General features: G+C 36.1%; 20 protein-coding genes. 14 read left to right on the top strand and 6 right to left on the bottom strand.

What is annotated here, in order from left to right:
• Nucleotides 1-4,596 carry an amino acid adenylation domain-containing protein gene (locus tag ACO052_RS18390; RefSeq protein WP_422105254.1) on the bottom strand — a complete coding sequence of 1,532 codons (4,596 nt, stop codon included), beginning with the start codon at nucleotides 4,594-4,596 and terminating at the stop codon, nucleotides 1-3.
• 9 nt (nucleotides 4,597-4,605) lie between these two features.
• Entirely contained in the window at nucleotides 4,606-5,844 is a 1,239-nt protein-coding gene (locus tag ACO052_RS18385; protein ID WP_422105253.1) for a HupE/UreJ family protein, read from the bottom strand.
• A gap of 325 nt (nucleotides 5,845-6,169) precedes the next feature.
• Between ACO052_RS18385 and ACO052_RS18380 the strand changes: the two genes are divergently transcribed.
• From ACO052_RS18380 to ACO052_RS18365, 4 genes are all read left to right on the top strand, one after another.
• A complete protein-coding gene (locus tag ACO052_RS18380) occupies nucleotides 6,170-6,412 on the top strand; it encodes a phosphopantetheine-binding protein (RefSeq protein WP_422105252.1) in 243 nt (80 codons plus the stop codon).
• Between the two features lie 14 nt (nucleotides 6,413-6,426).
• Nucleotides 6,427-10,557: an amino acid adenylation domain-containing protein gene (locus tag ACO052_RS18375; RefSeq protein WP_422105251.1), complete on the top strand. Its 4,131-nt coding sequence runs from the start codon at nucleotides 6,427-6,429 to the stop codon at nucleotides 10,555-10,557.
• Between the two features lie 84 nt (nucleotides 10,558-10,641).
• Nucleotides 10,642-11,031 (top strand): hypothetical protein, encoded by a 390-nt coding sequence (locus tag ACO052_RS18370; protein WP_422105250.1) that lies wholly within the window; start codon nucleotides 10,642-10,644, stop codon nucleotides 11,029-11,031.
• A gap of 83 nt (nucleotides 11,032-11,114) precedes the next feature.
• Nucleotides 11,115-13,349 (top strand): TonB-dependent receptor, encoded by a 2,235-nt coding sequence (locus tag ACO052_RS18365; protein ID WP_422105249.1) that lies wholly within the window; start codon nucleotides 11,115-11,117, stop codon nucleotides 13,347-13,349.
• Nucleotides 13,350-13,398: 49 nt separating this feature from the next.
• Here ACO052_RS18365 and ACO052_RS18360 read toward each other — a convergent pair whose 3' ends face one another.
• Both ACO052_RS18360 and ACO052_RS18355 read right to left on the bottom strand, forming a co-directional pair.
• Nucleotides 13,399-13,971 (bottom strand): hypothetical protein, encoded by a 573-nt coding sequence (locus tag ACO052_RS18360; protein ID WP_422105248.1) that lies wholly within the window; start codon nucleotides 13,969-13,971, stop codon nucleotides 13,399-13,401.
• 13 nt (nucleotides 13,972-13,984) lie between these two features.
• Nucleotides 13,985-15,838, bottom strand: coding sequence for a serine hydrolase (locus ACO052_RS18355; RefSeq protein ID WP_422105247.1), 1,854 nt, complete (start codon nucleotides 15,836-15,838; stop codon nucleotides 13,985-13,987).
• Between the two features lie 183 nt (nucleotides 15,839-16,021).
• On the opposite strand from ACO052_RS18355, the gene ACO052_RS18350 reads away from it, so the two are divergent.
• The 10 genes from ACO052_RS18350 (at nucleotide 16,022) to ACO052_RS18305 (ending at nucleotide 22,477) form a co-directional block, all read left to right on the top strand.
• Entirely contained in the window at nucleotides 16,022-16,444 is a 423-nt protein-coding gene (locus ACO052_RS18350; RefSeq protein WP_422105246.1) for a DUF2141 domain-containing protein, read from the top strand.
• An 11-nt stretch (nucleotides 16,445-16,455) separates the two neighbouring features.
• Nucleotides 16,456-17,079 (top strand): hypothetical protein, encoded by a 624-nt coding sequence (locus tag ACO052_RS18345; protein WP_422105245.1) that lies wholly within the window; start codon nucleotides 16,456-16,458, stop codon nucleotides 17,077-17,079.
• A 15-nt stretch (nucleotides 17,080-17,094) separates the two neighbouring features.
• The gene (locus tag ACO052_RS18340) at nucleotides 17,095-18,450 is read left to right on the top strand and encodes a histidine kinase (RefSeq protein WP_422105244.1); all 1,356 of its coding nucleotides are present in this window, start codon (nucleotides 17,095-17,097) and stop codon (nucleotides 18,448-18,450) included.
• A gap of 12 nt (nucleotides 18,451-18,462) precedes the next feature.
• On the top strand, nucleotides 18,463-18,777 hold the full coding sequence (locus ACO052_RS18335; protein WP_422105243.1) for a 2TM domain-containing protein: 315 nt from the start codon (nucleotides 18,463-18,465) through the stop codon (nucleotides 18,775-18,777).
• Nucleotides 18,778-18,786: 9 nt separating this feature from the next.
• On the top strand, nucleotides 18,787-19,125 hold the full coding sequence (locus ACO052_RS18330) for a 2TM domain-containing protein (RefSeq protein WP_422105242.1): 339 nt from the start codon (nucleotides 18,787-18,789) through the stop codon (nucleotides 19,123-19,125).
• A complete protein-coding gene (locus tag ACO052_RS18325) occupies nucleotides 19,122-19,598 on the top strand; it encodes a DUF2306 domain-containing protein (RefSeq protein ID WP_422105241.1) in 477 nt (158 codons plus the stop codon). The genes ACO052_RS18330 and ACO052_RS18325 overlap by 4 nt, the downstream gene beginning before the upstream one ends.
• Nucleotides 19,598-20,353 (top strand): LytR/AlgR family response regulator transcription factor, encoded by a 756-nt coding sequence (locus tag ACO052_RS18320; protein WP_422105240.1) that lies wholly within the window; start codon nucleotides 19,598-19,600, stop codon nucleotides 20,351-20,353. Before ACO052_RS18325 ends, ACO052_RS18320 begins: the two co-directional genes overlap by 1 nt.
• Nucleotides 20,354-20,465: 112 nt before the next feature.
• Nucleotides 20,466-20,888, top strand: a complete 423-nt coding sequence (locus ACO052_RS18315; RefSeq protein ID WP_422105239.1) for an SRPBCC family protein — start codon at nucleotides 20,466-20,468, stop codon at nucleotides 20,886-20,888.
• Between the two features lie 53 nt (nucleotides 20,889-20,941).
• Nucleotides 20,942-21,802: a helix-turn-helix domain-containing protein gene (locus ACO052_RS18310; protein ID WP_422105238.1), complete on the top strand. Its 861-nt coding sequence runs from the start codon at nucleotides 20,942-20,944 to the stop codon at nucleotides 21,800-21,802.
• Between the two features lie 63 nt (nucleotides 21,803-21,865).
• Complete coding sequence (locus ACO052_RS18305; RefSeq protein WP_422105237.1) at nucleotides 21,866-22,477, top strand: SRPBCC family protein; 612 nt, start codon at nucleotides 21,866-21,868, stop codon at nucleotides 22,475-22,477.
• Nucleotides 22,478-22,534: 57 nt separating this feature from the next.
• Here the strand turns inward: ACO052_RS18305 and ACO052_RS18300 are convergent, their stop codons facing one another.
• Nucleotides 22,535-22,960, bottom strand: a complete 426-nt coding sequence (locus tag ACO052_RS18300) for a J domain-containing protein (protein WP_422105236.1) — start codon at nucleotides 22,958-22,960, stop codon at nucleotides 22,535-22,537.
• 333 nt (nucleotides 22,961-23,293) lie between these two features.
• The gene (locus tag ACO052_RS18295; protein WP_422105235.1) at nucleotides 23,294-24,472 is read right to left on the bottom strand and encodes an LETM1-related biofilm-associated protein; all 1,179 of its coding nucleotides are present in this window, start codon (nucleotides 24,470-24,472) and stop codon (nucleotides 23,294-23,296) included.
• Nucleotides 24,473-24,515: the final 43 nt, after the last annotated feature.

Below are 24,515 nucleotides of genomic sequence, written 5' to 3'. Positions count from 1 at the left end.
TTATAAATCTAAAGCATCAAATAAGGTATCAAGATCATCTTGATCTAAATCTATGTCTTCAAAATCAGACGGTGTATGTTTAACATCATTACGAGTTAAACAATGATCAACAATGTCTTTTAAGTGCGTATGATACTCATTTATGAGTTGCTCTATAGTTTCCTTTTTTATAGCCTTGGAGGCATAACTCCAATTAAAGACAAGCTTATTATTCTTATAGAGTGCATTAATTTCTAAATAATAATCCCTTTCACTATTTGGATCCCTTGTAGTCTTGTCCCAAAACTGAAAATCTAATTTCGAAGATGATTGTTTTCCTAAATAGTTAAATACAATTTTGGGATAGGCTATATTTCCTAATTCTTCAGATAAATACCTTAAAACCCCATAGCCTAAACCACCCATTTCAACATGGCGTAACGCTTCCTTAATGGCTATAATGTTATCTCCTAAGTCATCATTGCTAACCACATTTAATTTTTTTGGAAAAAAAGCGGTTAACCATCCTACGGTATTGGATACATCTAAATTAGTCCCGGTAGTTTCCCTGCCGTGACGCTCTAGAGCAAATGCTACTTCATCGTTTTGAGTCCAGTTTGAAATGGTGAGTGTTAATGCTACTAATAGTAGTTCATCCGTTTTTGTACTGTAAGCATTGTGAGCTTCAGTTATAAGACTCAAGGAGGTGTTTTTATCAACTTCCAACACTACCGTATCGACGTCCTTTTCTAATATAGGTAGTTCACAGCTAAAATCTAATGGTAGCTGAATATTATTAGGAATCTGGTCTTTCCAATAATCAATTTGGTGTTTTAAACTTTTGCTGTTGTTTAACTCCAAAAGATGTGTTCCCCATTCCTTAATAGATGCTGTTTGAAAAAATTGACCACGCTTATTAAATAGAGCTTCTTCTAAATGATCAAAAATAATTTGCCAGGATACAAAATCAATGACGAGGTGATGTGCTAGCAATGCGAGGACATTAGTAGCAGTATGTCCGGTGTCAAAATATACACACTTAAACAAACCACCTTGGTGTAGTGCCATCGATGTTTGTATTTTGTCCAAATGGGATTCAATGAGCAAAGGATAATTTGGTGAATCCTCTTTTGTGAGATCGACCTTATGGAAAGCATCGATATTTTCCTCTTTCTCTATGAAGGCCTTCCATGTTGCATGCTCATAAACAAATGTTGATCTTAACGCCGGATGATTTTCTATGATATCAGTCGTAATCTGTCTTACTTTTTCCGCATTAGCACTTTCGGGTAGTTTATTTGATATAAAGACTTGGTTCCAATACTGAGGTGCATTTTTGTGCGTGTCGAAGAACCATTTTTGAATGGGCATTAGAGGCACTTCTCCAAATAAATCATGAGTGCTGGCTTTTTCCTCATTGTCTAAATAGACAAACATGGCGAGCTCAGCAATGGTTTGATGTTCGAAGATTTGATTAGATCCAATCGCGATGCCATGTTTCCTAGCTTTTGCAGTGATTTGAATACTTAAAATGGAGTCTCCCCCGATTTCAAAGAAATTATCGTTTACTCCAATATTTGGTATTTCTATAACCTCTTGCCATAGTTGTACCAGTAATTTTTCAACATCAGATTTTGGCTCGCCAGATGTCGTGTTTTTAGTTATAGGTTTTAGCGCTTCAAGCTTCTTTTTATCAATTTTTCCATTCGGAAGTAAAGGCCATTCTTGTAACGCTATGAAGTTATTGGGAATCATATATGCTGGTAGTTTGGCCTTCAATTTTGTTTTTACAAGCTCGATATCAATAGTATTGATAGGCTTTACATAAGCCATTAATTTACTATTGCCCCCATCATTAATAAACAGCACAACGGCTTCTTTAACCTCATTTAATTGATTTATTGTATTCTCAATTTCACTCAACTCTACCCTAAACCCTCTTATTTTTATTTGCTCATCCGTTCTCCCGAGGAAGATGATATTCCCATCGTTGTCGTATTTTGCTAAGTCACCCGTTTTATAAATGATTTCATTTTTATCGTTAGGATTTACGATAAAGACGTCATTGGTTTTTTCGGGTTGATTTATATAACCTTTGGATAGCCCTGGGCCAGAAATATACAAGGTGCCTGGAACCCCTATTGGAACATGATTGAAGTTCTTGTCGAGAATATAAACCTTGGCATTGGCAACAGCTTTGCCAATAGGAATGGTTGTCAATGCTAAATCATCTACTGTCAATTTATGGGCAATGCACCAAACTGTACCTTCGGTCGGACCATACTCATTATAAAGATTTACGCTTGGGAGTACGTTAAAATGTGATTGACACATTGAAACCGAACAGGCTTCACCAGCTACGATAACATCAGTAAGAGATATTAGATTCGCTTCGTTAGAATATTCCAATACCAAATTATAAAGAGAAGGTAGCATTAAGGTATGTGAAACCTCACGTGCTTTTATAAGTGCGCTTATTTTATCAATATCCTGTTCAATGCGCTTTTCGGCAATTACTAAATGACCACCGGTACAAAGTGTCCAGAAAATGCCTGCTTTAGAACTATCAAAAGCAATAGAGGACATTAACAAAAACACCTTGGGGTTTTCATCATAAAAATCTAGTCTGCCAGCAGTGGAATTGATTATGTTTCCATGAGAAATAGGTACGCCCTTTGGTTGACCTGTACTTCCTGAGGTATAGATAATGTAAGCTAGATCATCTTTCTTGTTTTTAGGAAGTTCGGTGTTTGGTTGGGGTGCATCTAGACGATCTTCAATAATGAGATAACTGCAATCCTCAAAAGCATCGAAAAATTCCGTGTATGACGACTGTGTTAGGATTAACTTAGTATTTGAATCTTTAATTATATAATCCGTTCTTTCTTTTGGATATTCAGGATCTAACGGTAAATAACAGCAACCTGCCTTTAGTATGCCTAATATGCCAATAATCATATCCACAGAACGATCAACGCTCAACCCAATTACCGAGTTATGTTTAGGAGCCCCATTTAAAATCATTTGAGCAACCGCATTAGCTTTGGTATTTAACTCACTATAGGTTATAGATACATCCTTGAAGGATACAGCCGTCTTATTTGGGTTAGAATAGGCGACATCTTCAATACTATTATGGATGGCTTCATAGGACGCGAAATCACCTAAAGACGATGCTTTATCAGTAAAAAAAAGTTCTTTTTCTTGCTTTGTAAGCATTGGTATAGACGCTATACTTTGAGAGGGATCTTCAACTATATACTCTAGTTGCGATTTAAAGTACTCTTGAAATCTAATGATGGTACTTTCATTAAAAAGATCTGTTGCAAACTCAAAAGTAGATGATAAAGTGCCATTTTGCTCCGTTACGAATAAGGTGAGATCAAATTTTGATACACCGATATCGTAGTCGCGTCTGGAAGTTAATTCTAGTCTTTCGGAAAAACGAGGTGGTTTATCTTTTTTGGAATAAACCATCATCGCTTGAAAAAGTGGGTTTATAGATAAGGACCGTTCAAGTTTTAATGCTTTAACAATCTCATTAAAAGGTAGGTCTTTATATGATAATGTATTTAAATATGTGTTTTGTACTTTAAGGATAAAATCTTTTACAGTTGTTAGACCACTGATACTGATGCGTAAGGGTAGCGTTTCAAGAAATAAACCTATAGACTTCTCTAACTGTTTATTATTTCTGTTAGATATAGGTATCCCAATTGTAATATCCTCGCTTTTGGCGTAGTTGTAAAGTAAAATATAAAACGCACTTAAAAAGAACACAAACGGTGTAACCCCCAATTCCCTTGAAAGTGTCAATATATCAGAAGATAATTCGTCTGAATAATTCTGAGTTAGACGTTGTCCCTTAAAAGATTGAAGCTGCGGTCTTTTAAAATCAAAAGGAAGGTGTAATGGTTTTACATCAGCAAGATACGCTTTCCAAAATGTTATTGATTCACTATAGTCTCTAGGTTTATTCTGCTCATAGGCATAATCAATATAATCAATACTATTGTTGTCAAAATTAACACTAATATTAGTACTGGACTTGTTATAAATCGTGGCCAGTTCCTCTTCTATAATATCCATAGACCACTGATCCGTAATAATATGGTGCAAGGTCAGTAGCAAAGTATATCTGTCATTGCTTTTTTTTATTAATAGCGATTTAAATAAGGGTGCTTCGGATAGATCAAAATCAGTTTTAGCCTGCTCATCTAAAACAGTTTTGGTCATTGCCTTTAGGTGTTCTTCATCATAATCCGAATAATCCAATACATTGAGATCGGGCATTGAATCATTACCTACCTTTAATATTGGAATTCCATTTTTAACGGTGACATATGATTTTAATATGCTGTGCTCGTTAAAAATAGAATTTAGGCTCTTCTTTAGTACATCAATATCTAAATGACCTTTAAACTCATACAATTGGGATAGATTATAAAAGGGATTTTGCGGATAAAGTTTTTGCAAAAACCACAAGCGTTTTTGAGCTGGAGATAGCGGAATGTCTATTCCCAGAGGTGCTTTTTTTATTGATGGGGCCTTATAATTTGCTTTGGATTTATTTTTCCATTTATCTAATAAGGACACTTTTTTGCTGTTATCACTCATAAATAGGCATTATCGCAGTCCTAGCCATACGGCAAATTCATACCCTCTTTTCATAATATAATTATCTATCGGAAGATCAATATCAAAAACACGTTCAACAACCCAGTAGAGCGAGATGATAATGAGGATTAAAGATAAGTACACTAGGAATTTGGGATATAGTTTTAATTTTCTCAATAGATAAAGTATTGGAAAAATGGCAGCTATAATAGCAACCTGACCAATTTCTACACCGATATTAAAGCCCAATAATGACAAGGTTAAATGTTCCCCATTAAATCCTAAGTCACCAAGAACGCTTGCAAATCCGAAGCCATGAAACAGACCAAAAACAAAAGCAATTACCCAGTCTCTACCTTTAAAAATGGGTTTTATATTATGATATGCCGCTAGGCCGATTGATAAGGCAATAATCGATTCTACAAATCGCGATGGCAGTTTAATGATCTCTAATGATGCTAAACTTAGAGTAATGGTGTGTGCTATGGTAAAAAATGTAATGATTTTTACGATATAGAGGAAAGCAGGTTTAAATTTCTCCACCGGATACCAGTTATAGATTTTCGATGTATGATCATCATCCGACTTTCTGCGTCTAACAACAGCAGGTAAAATAAGAGCAATGATAAAAAGAATGTGATCTAATCCAATCCATATATGCCATATCCCTTGTCTAATCATTGTCATAAATCCCGTCCATAATGAACCATCTGTAAGTGATAAAGTCTTAGAGTAATTTCTAGATGTAAAATCTAGGGCGATAAGTTCTTCATTATTTATTAAGCCAGATTTCCAGTTGTATTCAATCCCGAGCAGATTAACATGACCTGGGTCTTCATCAATAAAAACTTTATAGGTAATATCTAATGAATCTGGAACATCCGAAGAGCTGTCTAAATAAAAATCTAACATGATGAAGTTACCAAAGTCAACATCTAACACTTCATTTTCTCCGGTAAAAATGATGGGGTAGGCTTTATCATTATATGAGAAACTCGCATTATTTTTGATATAATCCATTATTTTATCCAAATATGGATTGATGTCATCCAAAGTAAAATCCTTAGGTAAGTTGAGTTTTAAAATGTCATTGAGCTCATTAACATTAAGATGAAAATTACCCTCAATATTGGCTTGTTCGTAAACTCTTAAATAAATTAAACTGTTATCAGGGTGGTGAGCAAATGCTTGGTTAATTGAAAAAAAGACAATAAAAAGCACTAAAATCTTGATGTAGATTTTTTTCATAAGGGGTTAGTTTTAGTTCTGAAATATACCTGCAATCTATCGATGTATTTCATCGATTATTTAATTCAATATCTAAAATTATATAGCTTTAATGATGATATTCAGGGTTTTTTTCGATAAGTTCATTTAATTAGTCGTTATATTGACAATTATTCATTTCGTTTGTTTTACTTATTCGTATATATTTACTTCTAGGGTTATTAATTTTATCAAAGCGGGCATAAAACGTCTGATATGAGTTGAATTTTAAGGTATTTAAATTCAATTATTGAAGGTGTTTTGATTAATCGTAATTATGAATTATTAATAACTATCAAGTTTGATTATGGATATAAAATCGGATGTCTTGGATTTTATAAGAAATGAGGTTCTTGAGGATCCGCTTTTAGAACTAAACGAAAGTGATAAACTACTTTCACAAGGTATATTAGACTCCTTAGGACTTATGCGAACGGTGCGATTTCTCGAGAAAAAGTACAAGTTTACGATTCCGTTCGAAGATATTAATTTAGATAATTTTGATTGTATTAATAGCATAAATGAATATGTATATAAAGTAAATAACTAATCACTTATTAATTTGTGACTTTTAAGACTCAAAATTTACCCCTAACTAAAAGTCAAACTGCTATCTGGCTCGCCGAGAAGTTAAATCAAGGTACACCGCTTAATAATGTACCTTATGTATTTAATGTTTATGGCCATATAGATGTTAAGGCATTTCAATTAGCGTTTCAACAACTTATAACGACTACAGATGTATTGCGCGTAGTCATTGAAGAAAGGGAAGGTATCCCTTTTCAAATTATTAAAGATACCACAGATTATACCGTAGGTTTTGAAGATTTCACAGATAAAGCGGATGATCATATCAAAAGTTATTTAAGTAGTAGGAGTGAGGCGGTTTTTGATTTATCGGACCAACTTTTCGATACGGTTTTGATCAAATCAGGTACAGAAACTTATAAATGGTACCTTAATTTACATCACTTAATTACCGACGCATCCAGTTCAGTTATTCTGTTTGAACGCATGTCTAAACTATATAAAGATGTTAGAGCGAAAACATCATCTGAGCATTTAGCAGGCTCTTACATTGATTTTGTAAGTTATGAGCAAAATGTAAGATCCAAAAATGATAGTGAAGTCGCATATTGGCAGAATAAAATAGAAGACTTTAAAGAATTACCTCGACTTTATGGTGAGAAAGCAACAGATAATACGATTACTAAATCACACAGAGTTGAGTTGCTGCTCGACCAAGAAGAATTAAATCAACTAAGAACAGTATCCAAAGGAGATGGTGCCATGTTTTTCAATGAAGACATGGCTTTATTTAACATTTTTGCAACGCTATTATTTGCATATCTCTTCAAAATAAGTGGTCAATCAGAATTGGTCATTGGTGCACCTATACACAATCGTCTTAAAAAGAGTTTTAAACATACGGCCGGGCTATTCATTGAAATTTTTCCACTGGCCGTAGTGGTTGAACCCACGGACACTTATAGAACCTTATTAGGTAAAGTTAAAGCCGCATCAGGCGATTACCTTAAAAATGGTCTTACGGGAAGCTCATCGCCTAAAGTAAACCGAAGTTTTAATGTGGTCTTTAACTATATAAACACAACATTTCCAGATTTTGCAGGTTTACCGAGTGAAGCAGAATGGTTACACCCTAATCATGCGGATTCGTCGCACAAATTGCGTTTTCATGTGTTGGATTTTAATGCTACTGGGACATTAAAGTTAGTTTTTGATTTTAATGCTACTGTAATGGGAGTTTCTAGAGCCAAAGATGCTACGGTTCATTTTAAAAATATATGTAATACACTATTAAATAATAGCGATGAACACATTCTTACTTCACCGATGCTAACATCCGAAGAAGAACACAATTATTTAAAAGCCAGTATATCCGAAAAAATTAGCGAGGATGTCCTTAATAATTTTGAAGCTTTAGTAGAACATACACCTCATGCCATTGCTGTTCGGGATAAGCATAGGGTTTTAACCTTTAATGAACTCAATAAAAAAGCCAATCAGTTGGCCCATTATTTAATAAGGAGCGGCGTCGATGAGCACACCAAGGTTGTACTCTACAATCGCAGAAGTATGCATTATATCATTGGAGTCTTAGCTATTATGAAAACTAGAGGGGCCTTTGTACCCATAGCTTCTGATCAGCCTAACGATCGTGTAGCCTATATCATCTCAGATTCTGGTTGTAAACTCGTTATCACTGATAGTTGGCTAGAACCCAAATTAAGTACTATCAATGTGCCGGTTCTAAATCTGGAAAAAGAAGACTATCTCGCAAAAGAACCTATCCACAACTTGCTTTTAGAGCGCTCACCCAAAGATATCGCTTATATTCTTTATACTTCTGGCACTACGGGTCGCCCTAAGGGTGTGATGATATCACATAAGGCACTTTCTAATTATATATTTTGGGCAAGGGATTATTACAATATCACAAGTGATTCTGTAATGCCTTTGTTTACGTCTATAGGTTTTGATTTGACTATTACATCGACCCTATTACCACTGGTCAGTGGTGGAACGTTAATGCTATATGCCGAAAATGACTTTGGACCAGATATGTCTTTAATGCAGGTTATGGCAGATAATCTTGTAAATACGATAAAACTTACGCCTTCACATTTATCCTTTATTAAAGATCGGGATTTATCATCATCTCTCCTAAAGACTATAATTGTTGGTGGTGAAAATTTCAAATTGAGCTTAGCAAAATCTATTATTGATAACTTTAATAAACCAGTTAAGATTTATAATGAATACGGTCCTACAGAAGCAACAGTAGGTTGCATCGTAGGTGAGTTTTTAGATGAGTATACAGACGTCATTTCGGTACCCATCGGTTTGCCGATAAAAAATATGCATGCCTATATTTTAGATGATCATAAAAATCTGGTACCAAATGGAGTGACTGGGCATTTGTATCTCAGTGGCACAAGTTTAGCAGAAGGTTATCTCAACCTTGATGCGTTAACACAAAAAAAGTTTTTAGATAATCCTTTTGTTGAAGGCCACAAGATGTATGCTACAGGGGATTTAGCTCGAATTAACAGAAATGGAGTCTACGAATTTCTCGGAAGGGCGGATGATCAAGTGAAATTAAGAGGCTATAGAATAGAATTGGAAGATATAGAATCTAACCTCTCAAGTTATAAAGATATTGACGATTGTACTGTGGTTCTTATTAAAAGTGATCATCAACCTGAAAACGAAGAACCTGTTATAAATTGCACAGACTGTGGTTTGCCATCAAGTTACCCTCAAACCGATTTTGACGAATATGGTGTTTGTAATTTATGCAATGCGTTTAAGGGCTATAAGCATAAGGTAGACCGTTATTTTAAAACGGAGGAAGACTTAAAAAAAATTTTACTTCCTGCCATAGGTCAAAATCCAAAATACGATTGTCTATCACTATTGAGTGGTGGTAAGGATAGTACTTATATTCTTGCAAGATTAGTGAGTCTGGGCCTAAAGGTTTTAGCCTTTACATTAGATAATGGCTACATCTCGGACCAAGCCAAGGCAAATATTGATCGCATTGTTGAAAAACTAGGCGTCGATCATATTTATGGAGAAACCGAGCACATGAATGCCATTTTTGTGGATAGCCTTAAACGCCATAAGAATGTATGCAATGGTTGTTTTAAGGCCATCTACACATTAAGTACGCATTTAGCATTACATCATAAGATACCATTTATTGTCACCGGTCTGTCAAGAGGACAGTTTTTTGAGACACGACTCACTGAAGAGCTATTTTGGGCTGATGATTTAGATGTAACAAAGATAGACGATACTATCTTAGAGGTCCGAAAACTCTATCACCAAGAAGAAGATGCTATAAAAGAGCTTTTGGATGTTTCCATGTTTGAGGATAATGCGGTTTTTGATAAAGTACAATTCATTGATTTTTATCGCTACACCGATGTAAGTTTAGCAGAGATGCTCGACTTTTTAAACCATAAAATTGGATGGGTCCGCCCAACAGATACCGGACGATCTACCAACTGTCTGATTAACCAAGTTGGTATTTATGTACACAAAAAGCAAAAGGGCTATAGTAATTATGCTTTTCCATATAGTTGGGATGTAAGACTTGGCCATAAAACAAGAGATGAGAGTCTGGAGGAAATCAATGAATATATTCACGAAGCTGAGGTAAAGCGCATTATGAAGGAGATAGGTTATGAAGAACCCGACTTAATAGAGTCCAGCGATAAACTCGTGGCATTTTACACTGGTGATAGTTCAAAGACTAGTAGGGAACTAAAATCATATTTGGCAAAAAAAGTACCGTCCTATATGGTACCATCGGTCTTTAAACACATAGAAGAAATTCCACTTACAAAAAATGGTAAGGTCGATAAGAAGGCACTAATGAATTATGATGTTAAAGTTGAAGCGTCTAACAATAAATATGTAGCCCCAAGAAATGAAATAGAAGAATTGTTAGAAGGTATTTGGAAAGAAGTTTTGAAGTTAGATAAAATTGGGGTTTATGATAATTTTATCACTTTAGGCGGGCATTCCTTAGCGGCAATTAGGGTGACATCACGAGTCAACGATGAGTTGCAAATGGATATTCCATTAAATAAGGTGTTTAATCTTCCGACAATAGAAACCTATGCAAAGTATATCGAAGAGACCATAACTAGTTTACTCGAAGAATAATAATTGATGATGTTGAAAATCAATTTCCATAAAATAAAAAATGTATGTTCTAAAGTGCTGGCAGTACTAATAGTGTTATGTTATATGGCAGAGCCGCTCCAAGATCAGATAAAACATACACTGCATTTTATGTCTCATAATTTACAAGTACCGAATTATATAATTCAACATGATTCTAAAAACGTACATAAAGAGCATAGAGCTATAGAAAATATTGAAGAGGCCCATCAGCATAACATATTAGACTTTATTAGTGATTTAATAGATTCAAGCTCAAAGAAGGATGACCATCAGGGTGAACCCATGAATGAATTTTTTGGATCTAAAAAGACTATTGTTACTTATAAATATAAGTTTAAGAACAAATTTACAAATGATCAAAAACAAGATAATTTTAAATCTGTAATTAGGTTAAAAAAGGAGGAGCATACACTTCAGCTTTATCGACCTCCACAGGTATTAGGTATTATTTAATGATTAATAGCAGTTGTCTGTCTAAGCGTTCTCTAACTGTTTTTAAAGATGGACTAATCATAAATAATCTTAATACAAAACAAATGAAATACATTTTATTATTAGTAGGATACTTGTTTCTAACCTTTAGTGCTTTTGCACATGAATTAAACGGAACAATTACCTCAGAAGACAATACGCCTATAGAAGGTATCAATGTCTATAACCAGAATACAGGTGGTTTTACTTATACCAATGTTTCTGGATACTATGAAATTGACGATATCTCAGTTGGTGATGTCATTATTATTAGCGGTTTGGGCTATGAGAAAAAGGAGATTACAATTACAGAAGATCTACTCGATGGTACCTTAGATATGACCTTAAAAGCATCTTCGGTGTCATTAGACCAGATTGTATTGGTGTCTGAAATTAATGCACTTACCGAATTTGTTAATATAGATATTAAAACGAACCCTATAAAATCAGCTCAGGAAATCTTGAGAAAAGTACCTGGATTAATTATTGGGCAGCATGCTGGTGGAGGTAAGGCTGAACAAATATTTTTAAGAGGGTTCGATATAGATCACGGTACCGATATAACTATAAGTACAGATGGTCTGCCTGTAAATATGCCTTCTCATGCACATGGGCAGGGTTACGCAGATATGCACTTTATTATTCCAGAAACAATTGATAATATCGATTTTGGCAAAGGACCTTATTATGCTAATGTCGGTAATTTTAATACAGCTGGTTATGTGGAGCTCAATACAAAAAAGAAAATCGATAAGAATATGGTGTTATTGGAATTAGGTGAATTTAGCACCATTAGAAATGTAAACATGTTTAAAATTTCTGACACCGAGAATAGCAACACCTATATTGCCTCAGAATTCATGCTAACCGATGGAGTATTTAATTCTCCACAGAATTTTAATCGCTTAAATATTCTGGGACGTTATAATTTTAATAATTATGAAGATGAAGAATTGACCTTATCAATTTCGCATTTTCAAAGTCGTTGGGATGCCTCAGGGCAAATCCCTCAGCGTGCGGTCGATCAAGGTATTATTGATCGTTTTGGAGCCATTGATGATACAGAGGGCGGTATTACAAGCCGCTCTAACATTTGGGTGAACCATAAAAAACAATTAGACGAGCATCAAAGCATTACCTCTAAGGCCTATCTTTCTAAGTATGGTTTTGAGCTGTATTCTAACTTTACCTTCTTTTTAGAAGACCCGGTTAACGGTGATCAGATTCGTCAAAAGGAGAACAGGCTCATTGCGGGTGTGGAATCCATTTATAACCGCTCATTTCATTTAGATAATCACGATCTTCAGTTCGATTTTGATGCTGGTTTGGGATTTAGATATGACGACAATAATGATGTTGAGCTTTCTAGAACAAGAAATAGGAGAGAGACTTTAGAGCGTTTAGCCTTTGGTGACATTGATGAGGTCAACGGCTACGCGTTTCTAAGCGCCAATTTAAAAACGAATAAATGGAAGTTTAATCCAGGCATACGACTGGATTATTTTAAATTCAATTATGTTGATTTTCTCGCGGATTCCTTTGATACGTTGAGCGAGGACGATGTTATTATTAGTCCAAAATTTAATACCATTTTTACGGCCTCAGAAAATTTGCAGTTATTTGCTAAACTAGGTTTTGGATTCCATTCTAACGATTCTAGAGTAGTTACTGCAAATACTGGTGAAGAAACCTTACCAGCAGCTTTTGGAGCCGATTTAGGAGGGATTTTTAAACCTGCAGACAGATTGGTTATCAATGCGGCTTTATGGACCTTATTCCTCGAACAGGAATTTGTATATGTGGGTGACGCTGCGGTGGTCGAACCCAGTGGTAAAACCACACGTTATGGCGTTGATTTTGGATTTAGATATCAGTTAAATGATTGGTTATTTGTAAATAACGATCTTAATTATACTGTGGCAAGAGCTACCGATGAACCAGACGGAGAGGATTTTATTCCACTAGCTCCCGATTTTACATCTACCGGTGGCCTCACCGTAAAAGATCTTGGTAAATTTTCAGGTAGCTTGTCCTATAGATATGTGGATGATAGACCAGCTAATGAAGACGATTCTATCATCGCAGAAGGTTATTTTGTAACAGATTTAAATTTAAATTACAACTTTAACAAAAATTGGACCTTTAGTTTGATTGTAGAAAACTTGTTTGATGTAGAATGGAATGAAACTCAATTCGCTACAGAAACGCGTTTATTCAATGAAACAGAACCCGTTGAAGAAATTACATTTACACCGGGTGTGCCATTTTTCTTAAGAGGAAAACTCACAGTGACATTTTAAAGAAAATAGTTTTATAACATAAAAAAAACCATCCGAGAGGATGGTTTTTTTATTTCATAAATTCACCTTCATTTTGTGCTCCAATTAATAGTGCAAAATCTACATAATCTGGGATGTCATAACTCCTGAAATCATCTTTACTTAATCCTGTTATTTGATTTCTAAAATCATGGATTTCTAAAAGATCGTCGTTCTCCCTTTCAATAGTAATACCGTTGCTAAAGTAAAGTGTTTCTTCAAATTTCAATTCAAAAATGTACCATTGTTCTTCTTCTAGAATAGATTTTCTATTTACAATTAACGATTCAGCTGTTTTATTTTGAATATACACAAAACACGTGTTTTTTGCTTTTTTTCGATTTGGTCTTAATTGATTGCGTAGTCTTGCATTATTCCCTCTGAGTTTTGTTTTTGGTGTAGGTTTTAATGTAAATAAGAAGATGAAAAGAGGAATCATAGCCGCTAAGCCAAGAATTATAAGTTTAATATCGTATGAATTGTTTTCATAAAAATAGCCGCGTTTTTGCCAGTTAGAACCGATCATTATTAAATAAAATCCACCAAAAGCAGCAGCAATTAATAGTACCGGAAGGATATATGAATTAATTTTTTTATTCTTCATGAATTAAGGCAAATCACTCTTCCTTTTTCTTTGCCACAAAGGTCCCATTAGGCTGTATAAACTTCACCTGATCAATCTTCCCATCGGTTTCCAAGAACTCTATTTTAAAGCCTTCCAAAACCTTAAAGTTAAACTTATGTTCTGCAGTTGGGATGAGCTCGTATTCCGGTTGGCCGGGTACAAAGACGTATAGCACATTTTCATCTTTAATATAAGCTTTCACTTCTGTACCCATTAAGTCGTATAAACCTACATACTGCTCTAAAGTTTTGGCATCCACATCAATGGTGTTGGGAGTACGTTTAAAGGCAATAGCGTCCGTCATAGGTTCAATACTGGCTTTTAAATCATCAATATCACCAGCGACGTTGGTGCTAAAGGTCACTTTTATTGCACTACCAATCTGTGATTCGTCGATTTTACCATCGTTGACATCAATCAATTCAAAGGTGTCATAGTGATAATGGTGCAGATATTGGCGATTGCCATCCAATTCGGCATATAGCGTATCGTTCTCTACCACGACATCAAACTTCCCATAACCTTTGTGCTCATAAGACCCCGTATAGTCCAATAAAATATGCGAGGGTTTAGTGCCTTTTACATTAGAAGTTTCATTGGTCTCTTCAGCTTCTTCTTGCGCTTTAAGCGCTTTTTCGACATCCTCTTTATGTTTTTTGGCCCATTCCGTTTTTTCGACTTTCAACATATAATCCGCTGCGATATTTCTGATGAGTCGTGGTACCGCAGAGCCATTTTGGTTAGCTAAGACCACAATCCCTAGGTTATCCGTTGGATACAAAGCAACACTTGCAGAAAAGCCGTCAATATTACCGCCATGTTCTACCATATAATGGCCTTTATACGAATGTAAAAACCAACCGTAACCGTAATTAGCATATTGTACACCCGGTAGTTCTTCCGTTGGGAAACCAGCCGCAACCACCATTTGGGAGCTCATAGCTTCTTTGATATACGCTTCGGGAATGATTTGCTCCTCGCCGTATTTCCCATTATTGATCCAGAGCATCAACCACTTGCTCATATCATTCACACTACTATTAATGCTTCCAGCAGGTGACATCCCGGCGATATCATAGTAATCCATTTTTTTAATATTTCGGTCCTCATCCAAACGATAACCTTTCGCAGTATTAGTGCCATTTTTCATACCATCGATCATGGTTTTAGAACGATTCATTCCTAAGGGCTTAAAGAAGCGGTTTTCAATATTCTCCTCCCAAGATTTTCCAGTGATTTTTTCGGTAATCACACCCTGTAATAAGAATCCAAAGTTGTTATAGTACCATTGCTGCCGTATTCCAGTAAAAGGTTCCTGATATTGCATGCGCGCTACCAGAGTATCTTTGTTGTGGGACGGAAAAAAATACCAAGCCCCATCGTGTCTTGGTAAACCCGTACTATGCCGCATTAGATCTTTAATGATAATGTTGTTGTTCATGTCATCATTATAAAACTTTAGTCCAGGGACATAATCCAAGGGGCTGTCATCTAAAGACAGCTTATCATCCTCTCGTAAAATGCCCAGCAAAGCTGAGGTAAAGGCTTTTGTGGAGGAGCCGATGGCAAATAAAGTATTGGCATCTACAGGTGTTTTATTTTCATAGTCAGCATAGCCAAAGCCTTTGGCATAGATGACTTGATCACCTTCTACAATAGCCATGGCAAACCCAACGGCTTTCGAAGTTTCTAATACAGCATTAAACTGTTTTTCAATGCCTTTAAGGCGTTTATCGCTTTGCGCAAAGGATAGGGCTACAAATAAGGTAAGGGCAAGGCTGAGAAATGAATTCTTACTCATTTGATTTCTATTTTTCCAGCGGAATTCGTGAATCTTCGATTTCATTTTTAGTTGGATTTTAAGAGGTTGAGATACGCTATAAGTAGCTAAACGGCTTACTAAGTTACTCTTTTTTAGAGGGACTTTTAAAAAAATTACATTTCATCATTAAAAAATGACGATTCGGTCATTCGGGTTTTAAAAATCTGGACTTGTGTCGGATATTTGTACCATACAAAAATCAATAACATGGGTACACTAGTAAAAATTGCAGTTATTATCATCTTAAGTATATGCTCGGCCAACATACGCGCTCAGGAGGCTTTCAGCTTAACGGTAAAGGTCGAGAATGTTGAGAATAATGAGGGGAAAGTACTAATAGGTTTATATAATAAAGCATCGGACTTTCTAGACAAAACCTTTAAGGGTCAGGGAAGTGAGATTAGCGACAATGCCTGTGAAGTGACTTTTGAAAATATCCCCGAAGGGACTTATGCGGTATCTATTTTTCATGACGAAAATGACAATGATAAATTGGACAGCAATTTTATAGGTATCCCAAAGGAAGACTACGGTTGCTCCAATAATGCCAAAGGCTTTATGGGACCACCGAAATGGAAGGATGCCAAATTCGAATTAAAATCGGATAAAACAATAACTATAACACTATAATACATCAACACATGAAGCATTTAGTTTTTATGGCTTTAATAGTCATCACAGGATTGACCCAAGCACAGACCAATTTTGAAAAAGGAATGGCCAAGGCTTTTGAACTTTGGGAAGCGGAGAAGTGGGAAGCCGCCGAAAATATGTTTGAGCGTATCGCCAACGCCGAGAAAGACGAATGGTTGCCCAACTATTATATTGCGCAGATGAACAGTATAAAAAGCTGGAACGAAAAAGACGAGGCTATATTAAAGGCGCGACTTGAAAAAGCACAGGAGCATCTAGATATTGCCATGATTAAAAGTGAGGACAATCCTGAACTTTTGGTAATGCAGGGTCAAGTGTATACCAATTGGGTGGCTTATGATGGTATGACTTATGGGATGAAGTATGCTTCGAAGATTTCCGAGCTATATGCTAAGGCCTTAGAATTAGCGCCAAACAACCCTAGAGCCGCATTTTGCAAAGCGGATTGGGCGATGGGAAGTGCTAGATATTTTGGCAAGGATACGGCACCATATTGTGCGGAGGTTGAAGCATCCATCGAACTTTTTGATACCTTTAAGCCAGAGAGCGATTTTCACCCAAATTGGGGAAAGGAACGTGCAGAGCGCGTCGTCGAAGATTGTAAATCTTAAAACAATTAGAATACAATGATAAAGTCAGTTAAGAGTTTAATAGTCGTTTTTGTTATCGGTTGTGTGATCTATGCCATAAGATTTTTTTTGGTAGGCAACGAAGTTCGATATGAAAACACCAACCTATACTTAATTGACTTTGCCATAACACAGCTATATACCTTTGTTTTAAGCTATGTAAACACCTTGTATTTTGGCTTTATCAAAGGACTAAAAATTAAAAGCTATGACGTTATAAAGCGTATTGTATACGGAGTATCTGGGGCAACTGTGATCACATTGACAACGATATTCCTGTTGCGAATTTTAGTATTGGTTTTCTTTTATGGGCAGTCCTTTAAGACCTTTATAGAGAATGATGGTTGGGGAGGCTATTCATTTGGGCTATGGATCACGCTCAGCATACTATCCATTTTTTATATCGCCTATTTTTATAATCGTTATCAAAAGAATAAGGTTAAGGAGCAAAAGGTCATAGCCGGTGCCGCAAGTGCACGTTTTGATGCCTTAAAAAATCAATTGGATCCCCATTTTCTATTTAACAGCTTAAACGTGCTTACCAGTTTAATTGAAGAGAATCCAAAGAGTGCCCAAAAGTTTACAACAGGCTTATCTAAAGTGTATCGTTATGTTTTAGAGCAGAAAAATAAGGAACTGGTGACCGTTGATGAAGAGCTCAACTTTGCTAGGACCTATATGTCGCTTTTAAAAATGCGATTCGAAGATAGTATCATTTTCGAAATTCCAGATCACGCTTCAAACCCTGAGAGTAAAGTCGTGCCTTTGTCCTTGCAATTGCTTTTAGAAAATGCCGTAAAGCACAATATGGTCACTTCGAGTAGACCATTACACATAAAAATATACGAAGATGGGAGTCATTTAGTGGTGATGAACAATCTTCAGCCCAAACAAATTGTAAAGAAGGGTAGTGGTGTGGGCCTAGAGAATATTAAACAACGCTACAAACTTCTTACAGAACGAAACGTTTACATCAATCAACGAGATACGGATTTTGCAGTAGCAATTCCTATGCTCACAAAACAAATAGCAATCATGAGAACAACACAAAAATCACAAGAGCGTCTTAATGACGATTATGTTAGAGCACGTAACCGTGTCGAAGAGCTTAAGGCATTTTATTACAGCTTAATCTCTTACATCTTCGTTATTCCATTTTTAATTTTTATTTGGTATAAGTTTTCGAGCCATACCATTCAGTGGTTTTGGTTCCCCATGTTTGGTTGGGGTATTGGTTTAGCATTCCAAGCCTACAGGGTTTATATCGATGACGGTGCTTTGGGTGCCAAGTGGGAAGAACGCAAAATTGAAGAGTATATGCGTAAAGAAGAGGAAAAAAACCGTTGGAAATAATTCGGAGTAATCATGAAAAATCAAAATTCAAATTTAACTTATATAAAGGCCAAGAATAAAGTCGAAAGAGAGCGTGGTTTTTACAAACATCTTATCGTATACGTATTGGTCAATACCGTCATCACTGTACTTAAAGTATGGAATGATTTAGGGAGTTGGGAAAGCTTTACCAATGAACTCATTAGTCTCAATGTACTGAGTGTTTGGGGCATTTGGGGCATCTTTCTCATATTGCATTTCTTGTCCTTTAAATTTGGTGGGGCTTGGGAAGAGCGCAAAATAGAAGAGTTAATGAATAAGGAATTGTCTAACGATTCAAAAAAATAAAATATAGCAATGGAAAAGTATAGCATAGAACCTTATAAAGATAAAGATGAGGTTTCCGATTTTAGAAGAGAAGAAGCGTATATGCGCGCCAAGAAAAAGGTCGATTCAATCATTGGATTTTACTGGCATTTTGCGGTGTATATAGTGGTCAATATTTTTCTGATCATTCTTATTGGCGTCAATGCCGGATTTGATGGCTTTGGTCCCTATGCCACGGCCACATTTTGGGGTATCGGTTTGTTCTTTCACTTTCTTGGGGTCTTTGGACCAGATTTCTTTTTTGGAAAGGACTGGGAAAAGCGCAAGATCAAAGAGTTTATGGATAAAGAAGAACGCCATTGGGAATGAGCTTTCTAAATGATATCATACATAGCCATATAGGTTGGTTTCATTTTATTCTGGCACTTATAGCCATGTTATCTGGTGCCATAGTGGTACTTAATAAAAAGGGAACCTTATTTCATAAGCGTACGGGTTATATATATGTGGTTTCCATGTTATTGATGAATATATCTTCATTCTTCATCATGAATTTTGATGGATTTAGTATATTTCATTTTTTCGCTTTAGTGAGCTTGGTCACAATTTTTGGCGGCATGGTCCCCACAATTAAGAAGAAAAAAAATTGGTTTGGCTACCATTTTTATTTTATGAGCTGGTCCGTAGTTGGATTATACTGTGCATTTTGGTCAGAAGTTGGTACACGGTTTGTAACGAATAGGCAACAATTTTGGTGGGCCGTCCTTTTAGCTACACTTCTCACCGTATTTATAGGCGCCAGAATCATTAACAAAGAAGCAAAAAAACTGAATTTAAAATAATGAACGTAATTATCATAGAAGACGAAAAGCCATCAGCAAGACGCTTACAACGTATGCTCAAATCCTTAGATGTTGAAACAGAAACCTTGTTGCATTCCGTTGAGGAATCCATAGCATGGTTTCAAGATAACCAACATCCCGATTTAATCTTTCTGGACATTCAGCTGAGTGATGGTTTATCATTTGAGATCTTTGAAACCATTGAAATCAAATCTGCCATAATTTTTACAACCGCTTATGATGAATATGCTTTGCAGGCATTTAAGCTAAATAGTATAGATTACCTGCTAAAACCTATAGATGAAGACGAACTGAAAACTGCAATTCATCAATACAAGGGCACTGCACAACAACAGAAATCAGTGACTTTAGACTTTAACGATATCAAAAAGTTGTTGGTGAACCCTATAGAACGCGAATACAAAAAGCGTTTTTCGGTAAAAGTAGGGCAACATTTAAAATTGATCAATATTGAGGATATTGAATGTATTTACAGTGAGAATAAGGGCACTTATGCCCATACCAATGAAGGGCGAAACTATCTTTTGGACATGACTTTGGATCAACTTGAAGACGAATTAGAACCTCATGTGTTTTACCGGATTAGCAGAAAGTTTTATGTCAATATCAATGCGATCAAGGATATCATCAGCTACACTAATTCCAGACTCCAGATAAAACTCAATCATTTTAACGAGCAGGAAGTAATTGTCGCTAGAGAACGCGTTAAGGATTTTAAGAATTGGTTGGAATAAACTTTTAACCTTGGACTTTTCATGCAAACAATTGAACTTTAGCTAAAAAGATTCAAGACGTTCTACTTTTAATTTTGGACCTATAAATGTTCAATATTAAAAATTAGAAATCATGAAAAAATCCAGTCACAGTGTAGAAATTCAAATCAATGCCAATCCAGAAACGGTTTGGGACATCGTAGGTTCGGGTAAAGATGTCGACAAGTGGATGGCCCCGATTACCAGTTGTAAAGTAGAAGGGCAAAAGCGCTATTGTGCCACGGCAGATGGTAGTTTTGAAGAAGATATTCTAGAAGTGGACCAGGTCAACAAAACGTTCTCTTATCTCATCCCAACGCAACATTTGCTTCCTATAAAAGATATCCATGGTACCATGCAGGTGAAGTCTGTAGATGCGGATACGGCAATCATCAATTGGAGTTGGGAGTATTTGGTAGAGGACACCGACGATCAAAAAGTAAGGGAAGCTTTAAATGGTTTGGGTGAAATGGGGATTAAAGGTATTGAGACCTTTGCCAACAGTTTGGTGAGTTAAACTCCATTTGACCTGATTATTTCCACTACATTTGATAAGCATCAAATTTCGATATGATTAAAGAACACTTTCAATTGACCTTATTCGATAAAGGTATTTTTGAACGGGTTGTTTTTAAAGCACCAATGACGGCTCCTGGTATAATGCACAATGAAGCTTGCTTTATCTATGCAGTAGCAGGAGCGTCAAAAGTGTTTTCGGCGACTTCCGAAATGCCTTTACATACCGAAGAAGCGGTAGTCATGAAGTGTGGCAACTATTTAAACAGTTGGCTAGAAACGGTCGATCAGAGTGCTTGCGAAGCTATCGCTATACATTTCTATCCAGATGTGCTTAAGAAAATATATGATAAGGAACTTCCCGATTTCTTTAAATCCATTAAGGATCTTACCCCGAGTTGTATTGCCAAGGTAAAGTCGAGTACCTTATTAAAAAACTATATTAACAGTCTCCAATTTTACTTTAAAAACCCTGAATTGGTCAATGAGGAATTGCTTAAACTAAAGCTTAAGGAAATCATTTTGTTACTCATTAAGACCGATGCATCTGGGGATATGAAACGCCTATTGGCAAGCTTGTTTACACCTACAGAGTATTCGTTTAAGGAACTGGTCGAAGCCAATATTTTTACCAATCTAAGTTTAAGTGAACTGGCCCTATTACATGGGGTGAGCTTATCGTCTTTTAAGCGGGAATTCAACAAAGTCTATAACGAAAGTCCTGGACGTTATTTTAAAAGACGCAAGCTAGAACGTGCCGCCAAATTATTACTGAGTACCAATGAGCGCATCGGCGATATTGCGTTTAACTGTGGCTTTTCTGAAGTGGCTCATTTTTCCAACTCCTTCCATGATCAATTCGGTTGCTCACCAACGGATTATAGACTGAGCCAAAATTCTAAGGAATTGACCTGATTCTTAAATGTTTTCGCGTATTCAGACGCTAATTTTGAGTCATAGAATTTAAAAATCAGAATTATGTTTAAGAATCAAAAATTATCAATGATTATGGCCTTACTTTTTGTTTTGATTGCTGCTGATGACGTCGTGGCGCAAAAGAAAGTTCAGGAGTTTACTGTCACAAAAGTAATACCGCATAGTGCCGAAAAGGTATGGCATGTGGTAGGCGTCGATTATGGGGCTGTTGCTAATTCCCACCCCAAGATTATATCTTCGGATTATGTGGAAGGAACCTTAAAAGCGGGTGAAGGTGCCGAACGCGTGTGTTATTTTAATGACAAGAAGACCCGATTGTTAAAAGAGCGCATGATTTCTTATGATCCCGATAATATGACCTTTATCAATCAGGTTTTTCATGCCGATAAGTTTCCCGTAGATCCTGCGTACACCAGAGGCATTTATAAAATAGAGCCTATAGATGAAAACAGTTGCCGTTTTATCTTTAAGATGGAATACAGAACCAAGCCCGCCTTTATGGGAGCCTTTGCCAAAGGAAAGTTCAAAAGGCTCATTAGAGACTATGCCATATCTATAGAACACCATGTGGCAACGGGTGAAAAGGTGACCAAAGACAACTTTAGAAAGGTTAAAAAGTTATACAAAGCCAGACAGAAAAATAAAAAGGATTAATAGCCAAGTCATCCCTTTCTAAAGCAAAGCCTAACCGATAAGGTTAGGCTTTCTTTTTTAGAAAAAGTCAAAAATATCCCCGATACCATCTAGAATGTCATCGGCACCAGAGAACAAGCCGTCTAAGAAGTCACCGTTTAATACGAAAATATCTATAAGTAATAATTCTTCTAGCCCAATACCTTCATATGTCTTGGACTTCTTTTTGGCCTCTTTTTGCCAATCTTCATACTGTTGTTTTTGTTCAATGACCACAGGTTTGTTGGTCGCTTGGTGTTTTAGCATTTGGTCATACTCTCGACGCTTATCTTCGTTAGATAAAATGTCGAAGGCTTCTACGAGTTGTTCAAATTTTTCTCTAGCCTCTGGTGACGCATTATTATCAGGATGGTAAATTGCTATTTCTTTTCGAAAAGCTTTTTTAATGGTTTCTAAATCGGCGGATTGGTCGATGTTAAGCAACGTGTAATAATTCGTGATCATGACTTATGATTATGCTTATGAGTCAACGAATTGACTTAAATGTTACAGGCTTCCTGTTTTTTGTTTAAGACATGATTGTATTCTAAACGTCAGTTCGAGTGAATTTTACGATTGAAATGAGTAAAATTAGTATCGAGAACTACTCGTATTGAGAAAATTTATTTCTCCTTAGCTCTGCTCAGTATTGGTTATGGTAAAATATGTTTTAGCGAAAACACATTCTAAAGCGAGTTGAATTACAATTTTAGCATTTAGTACGAATAGGCTTCGACTGCGCTCAGCCCGACAGTAAGCCGTTTAAAGTGACAGACTTATATCTAAATGCCAAAAATGTTACACCTTATCTTTTTCAATCCTATTATCATCAAAGGCCGATGGCAGTAATTTAGGAATGAACTTCACAAAGAGCGGTAACAAAATCATCCCGCCAGGTAGCATAAAGATTGCCAGACTCGGTATGGATTTAAAGATATCCAAAAGTTGATTTTGAATCTTCTTTTGCTCCTCATCAGTTAAGGGGCGTTGCGTAGATTGCGCCAATAACCACATGGCATCCTTACTTTCGGAGAGCTCCTTAATCAGTCGTTTACTGTTGCGCTTAATCAATCTAGCGACGACCTTACTGCTATTATCATAAAAGCTTTGGGCCAAGTTCTTAGACTTCAAAAATGCGACATCATCTTTATAGGTGTCGTAAAAGGCATTAATATCATCTACGGATTGTATGATATCCTCGGGGCGCAAGTCTAAATCCAATCTAAGGCGATTCAAAAATTCGCGCTCTTCTTTATCAATTACCTTATCGCTCCAAGAGGCCATGCACACCAAATCGATGAGGTAGCGTTTCTCTAAAGGTTCCGTGATAAAGGCCGTAGCTTCAGCGTAGGTAGGTAAATCAGAATCTTTATGGCGCGATGATTCTTCAATCAATCTAATAAGATTATTGTCATATATAGTTTTTTCGGACTTAGTGTCAATAGCAGAAAATACAATAGTTTCTAGAGCGGACTCTAAATTTTTAATATACGCTCCAATCTCACGTTCATCTTTTAAAAAACGGTGGTAGCCTAAAACATCGACAAATAATAAGGCGTTGACCAAAAAATAATTAAAACTTTTAGTGATTAAATTATCATCGATATAGATACGCTTATGGATCATTTTTTCCAGTAAACTATCTGAAGATTTATCACCAAATAATTCATCAAAAAAGGAACGTTTTTTATAGCTAATCACCTTATAATACCGAATAAGACTTTCTGTGAAATCTTCTTTACACCCTTCCCTATTGTGTGTGACATAAAAGGCCGTCAATAAGTTGATCTTACAACGCTCTTCGTCCGTGAAATCGAAAGGCTTGGGGATGTCTAATACGACATTGACATTACTTCCGTAGATAAACCCGGTTTTCTTTAATTGATTGTAAAATTCCGTGGTTTCAAGATTACAATAGATACTTCCTGAAACTTCCGTGAGTAGTTTTTTTATCCAGCCGTTAGCCGAAGGATTCATAGGTCGATTATTATACCCTAAAGATAGACTTTATCTGTAAACT

It is taken from the genome of Winogradskyella sp. (genome assembly GCF_965228925.1).
Classification (GTDB): Bacteria; Bacteroidota; Bacteroidia; order Flavobacteriales; family Flavobacteriaceae; genus Winogradskyella.
The sequence above is the reverse complement of the archived record's forward strand: the minus strand, read 5'-3'. Positions and strand labels throughout refer to the sequence as shown.

Excerpts from the sequence above, each read along its gene's own strand:
- ACO052_RS18315 (WP_422105239.1), top strand. The coding sequence starts at position 20,466 with ATGAAAAAATCCAGTCACAGTGTAGAAATTCAAATCAATGCCAATCCA.
- ACO052_RS18380 (WP_422105252.1), top strand. The coding sequence starts at position 6,170 with ATGGATATAAAATCGGATGTCTTGGATTTTATAAGAAATGAGGTTCTT.
- ACO052_RS18360 (WP_422105248.1), bottom strand. The coding sequence starts at position 13,971 with ATGAAGAATAAAAAAATTAATTCATATATCCTTCCGGTACTATTAATT.
- ACO052_RS18350 (WP_422105246.1), top strand. The coding sequence starts at position 16,022 with ATGGGTACACTAGTAAAAATTGCAGTTATTATCATCTTAAGTATATGC.
- ACO052_RS18300 (WP_422105236.1), bottom strand. The coding sequence starts at position 22,960 with ATGATCACGAATTATTACACGTTGCTTAACATCGACCAATCCGCCGAT.
- ACO052_RS18330 (WP_422105242.1), top strand. The coding sequence starts at position 18,787 with ATGGAAAAGTATAGCATAGAACCTTATAAAGATAAAGATGAGGTTTCC.
- ACO052_RS18325 (WP_422105241.1), top strand. The coding sequence starts at position 19,122 with ATGAGCTTTCTAAATGATATCATACATAGCCATATAGGTTGGTTTCAT.
- ACO052_RS18370 (WP_422105250.1), top strand. The coding sequence starts at position 10,642 with ATGGCAGAGCCGCTCCAAGATCAGATAAAACATACACTGCATTTTATG.
- ACO052_RS18390 (WP_422105254.1), bottom strand. The coding sequence starts at position 4,596 with ATGAGTGATAACAGCAAAAAAGTGTCCTTATTAGATAAATGGAAAAAT.
- ACO052_RS18310 (WP_422105238.1), top strand. The coding sequence starts at position 20,942 with ATGATTAAAGAACACTTTCAATTGACCTTATTCGATAAAGGTATTTTT.
- ACO052_RS18345 (WP_422105245.1), top strand. The coding sequence starts at position 16,456 with ATGAAGCATTTAGTTTTTATGGCTTTAATAGTCATCACAGGATTGACC.
- ACO052_RS18365 (WP_422105249.1), top strand. The coding sequence starts at position 11,115 with ATGAAATACATTTTATTATTAGTAGGATACTTGTTTCTAACCTTTAGT.
- ACO052_RS18305 (WP_422105237.1), top strand. The coding sequence starts at position 21,866 with ATGTTTAAGAATCAAAAATTATCAATGATTATGGCCTTACTTTTTGTT.
- ACO052_RS18385 (WP_422105253.1), bottom strand. The coding sequence starts at position 5,844 with ATGAAAAAAATCTACATCAAGATTTTAGTGCTTTTTATTGTCTTTTTT.
- ACO052_RS18295 (WP_422105235.1), bottom strand. The coding sequence starts at position 24,472 with ATGAATCCTTCGGCTAACGGCTGGATAAAAAAACTACTCACGGAAGTT.
- ACO052_RS18320 (WP_422105240.1), top strand. The coding sequence starts at position 19,598 with ATGAACGTAATTATCATAGAAGACGAAAAGCCATCAGCAAGACGCTTA.
- ACO052_RS18355 (WP_422105247.1), bottom strand. The coding sequence starts at position 15,838 with ATGAAATCGAAGATTCACGAATTCCGCTGGAAAAATAGAAATCAAATG.
- ACO052_RS18340 (WP_422105244.1), top strand. The coding sequence starts at position 17,095 with ATGATAAAGTCAGTTAAGAGTTTAATAGTCGTTTTTGTTATCGGTTGT.
- ACO052_RS18335 (WP_422105243.1), top strand. The coding sequence starts at position 18,463 with ATGAAAAATCAAAATTCAAATTTAACTTATATAAAGGCCAAGAATAAA.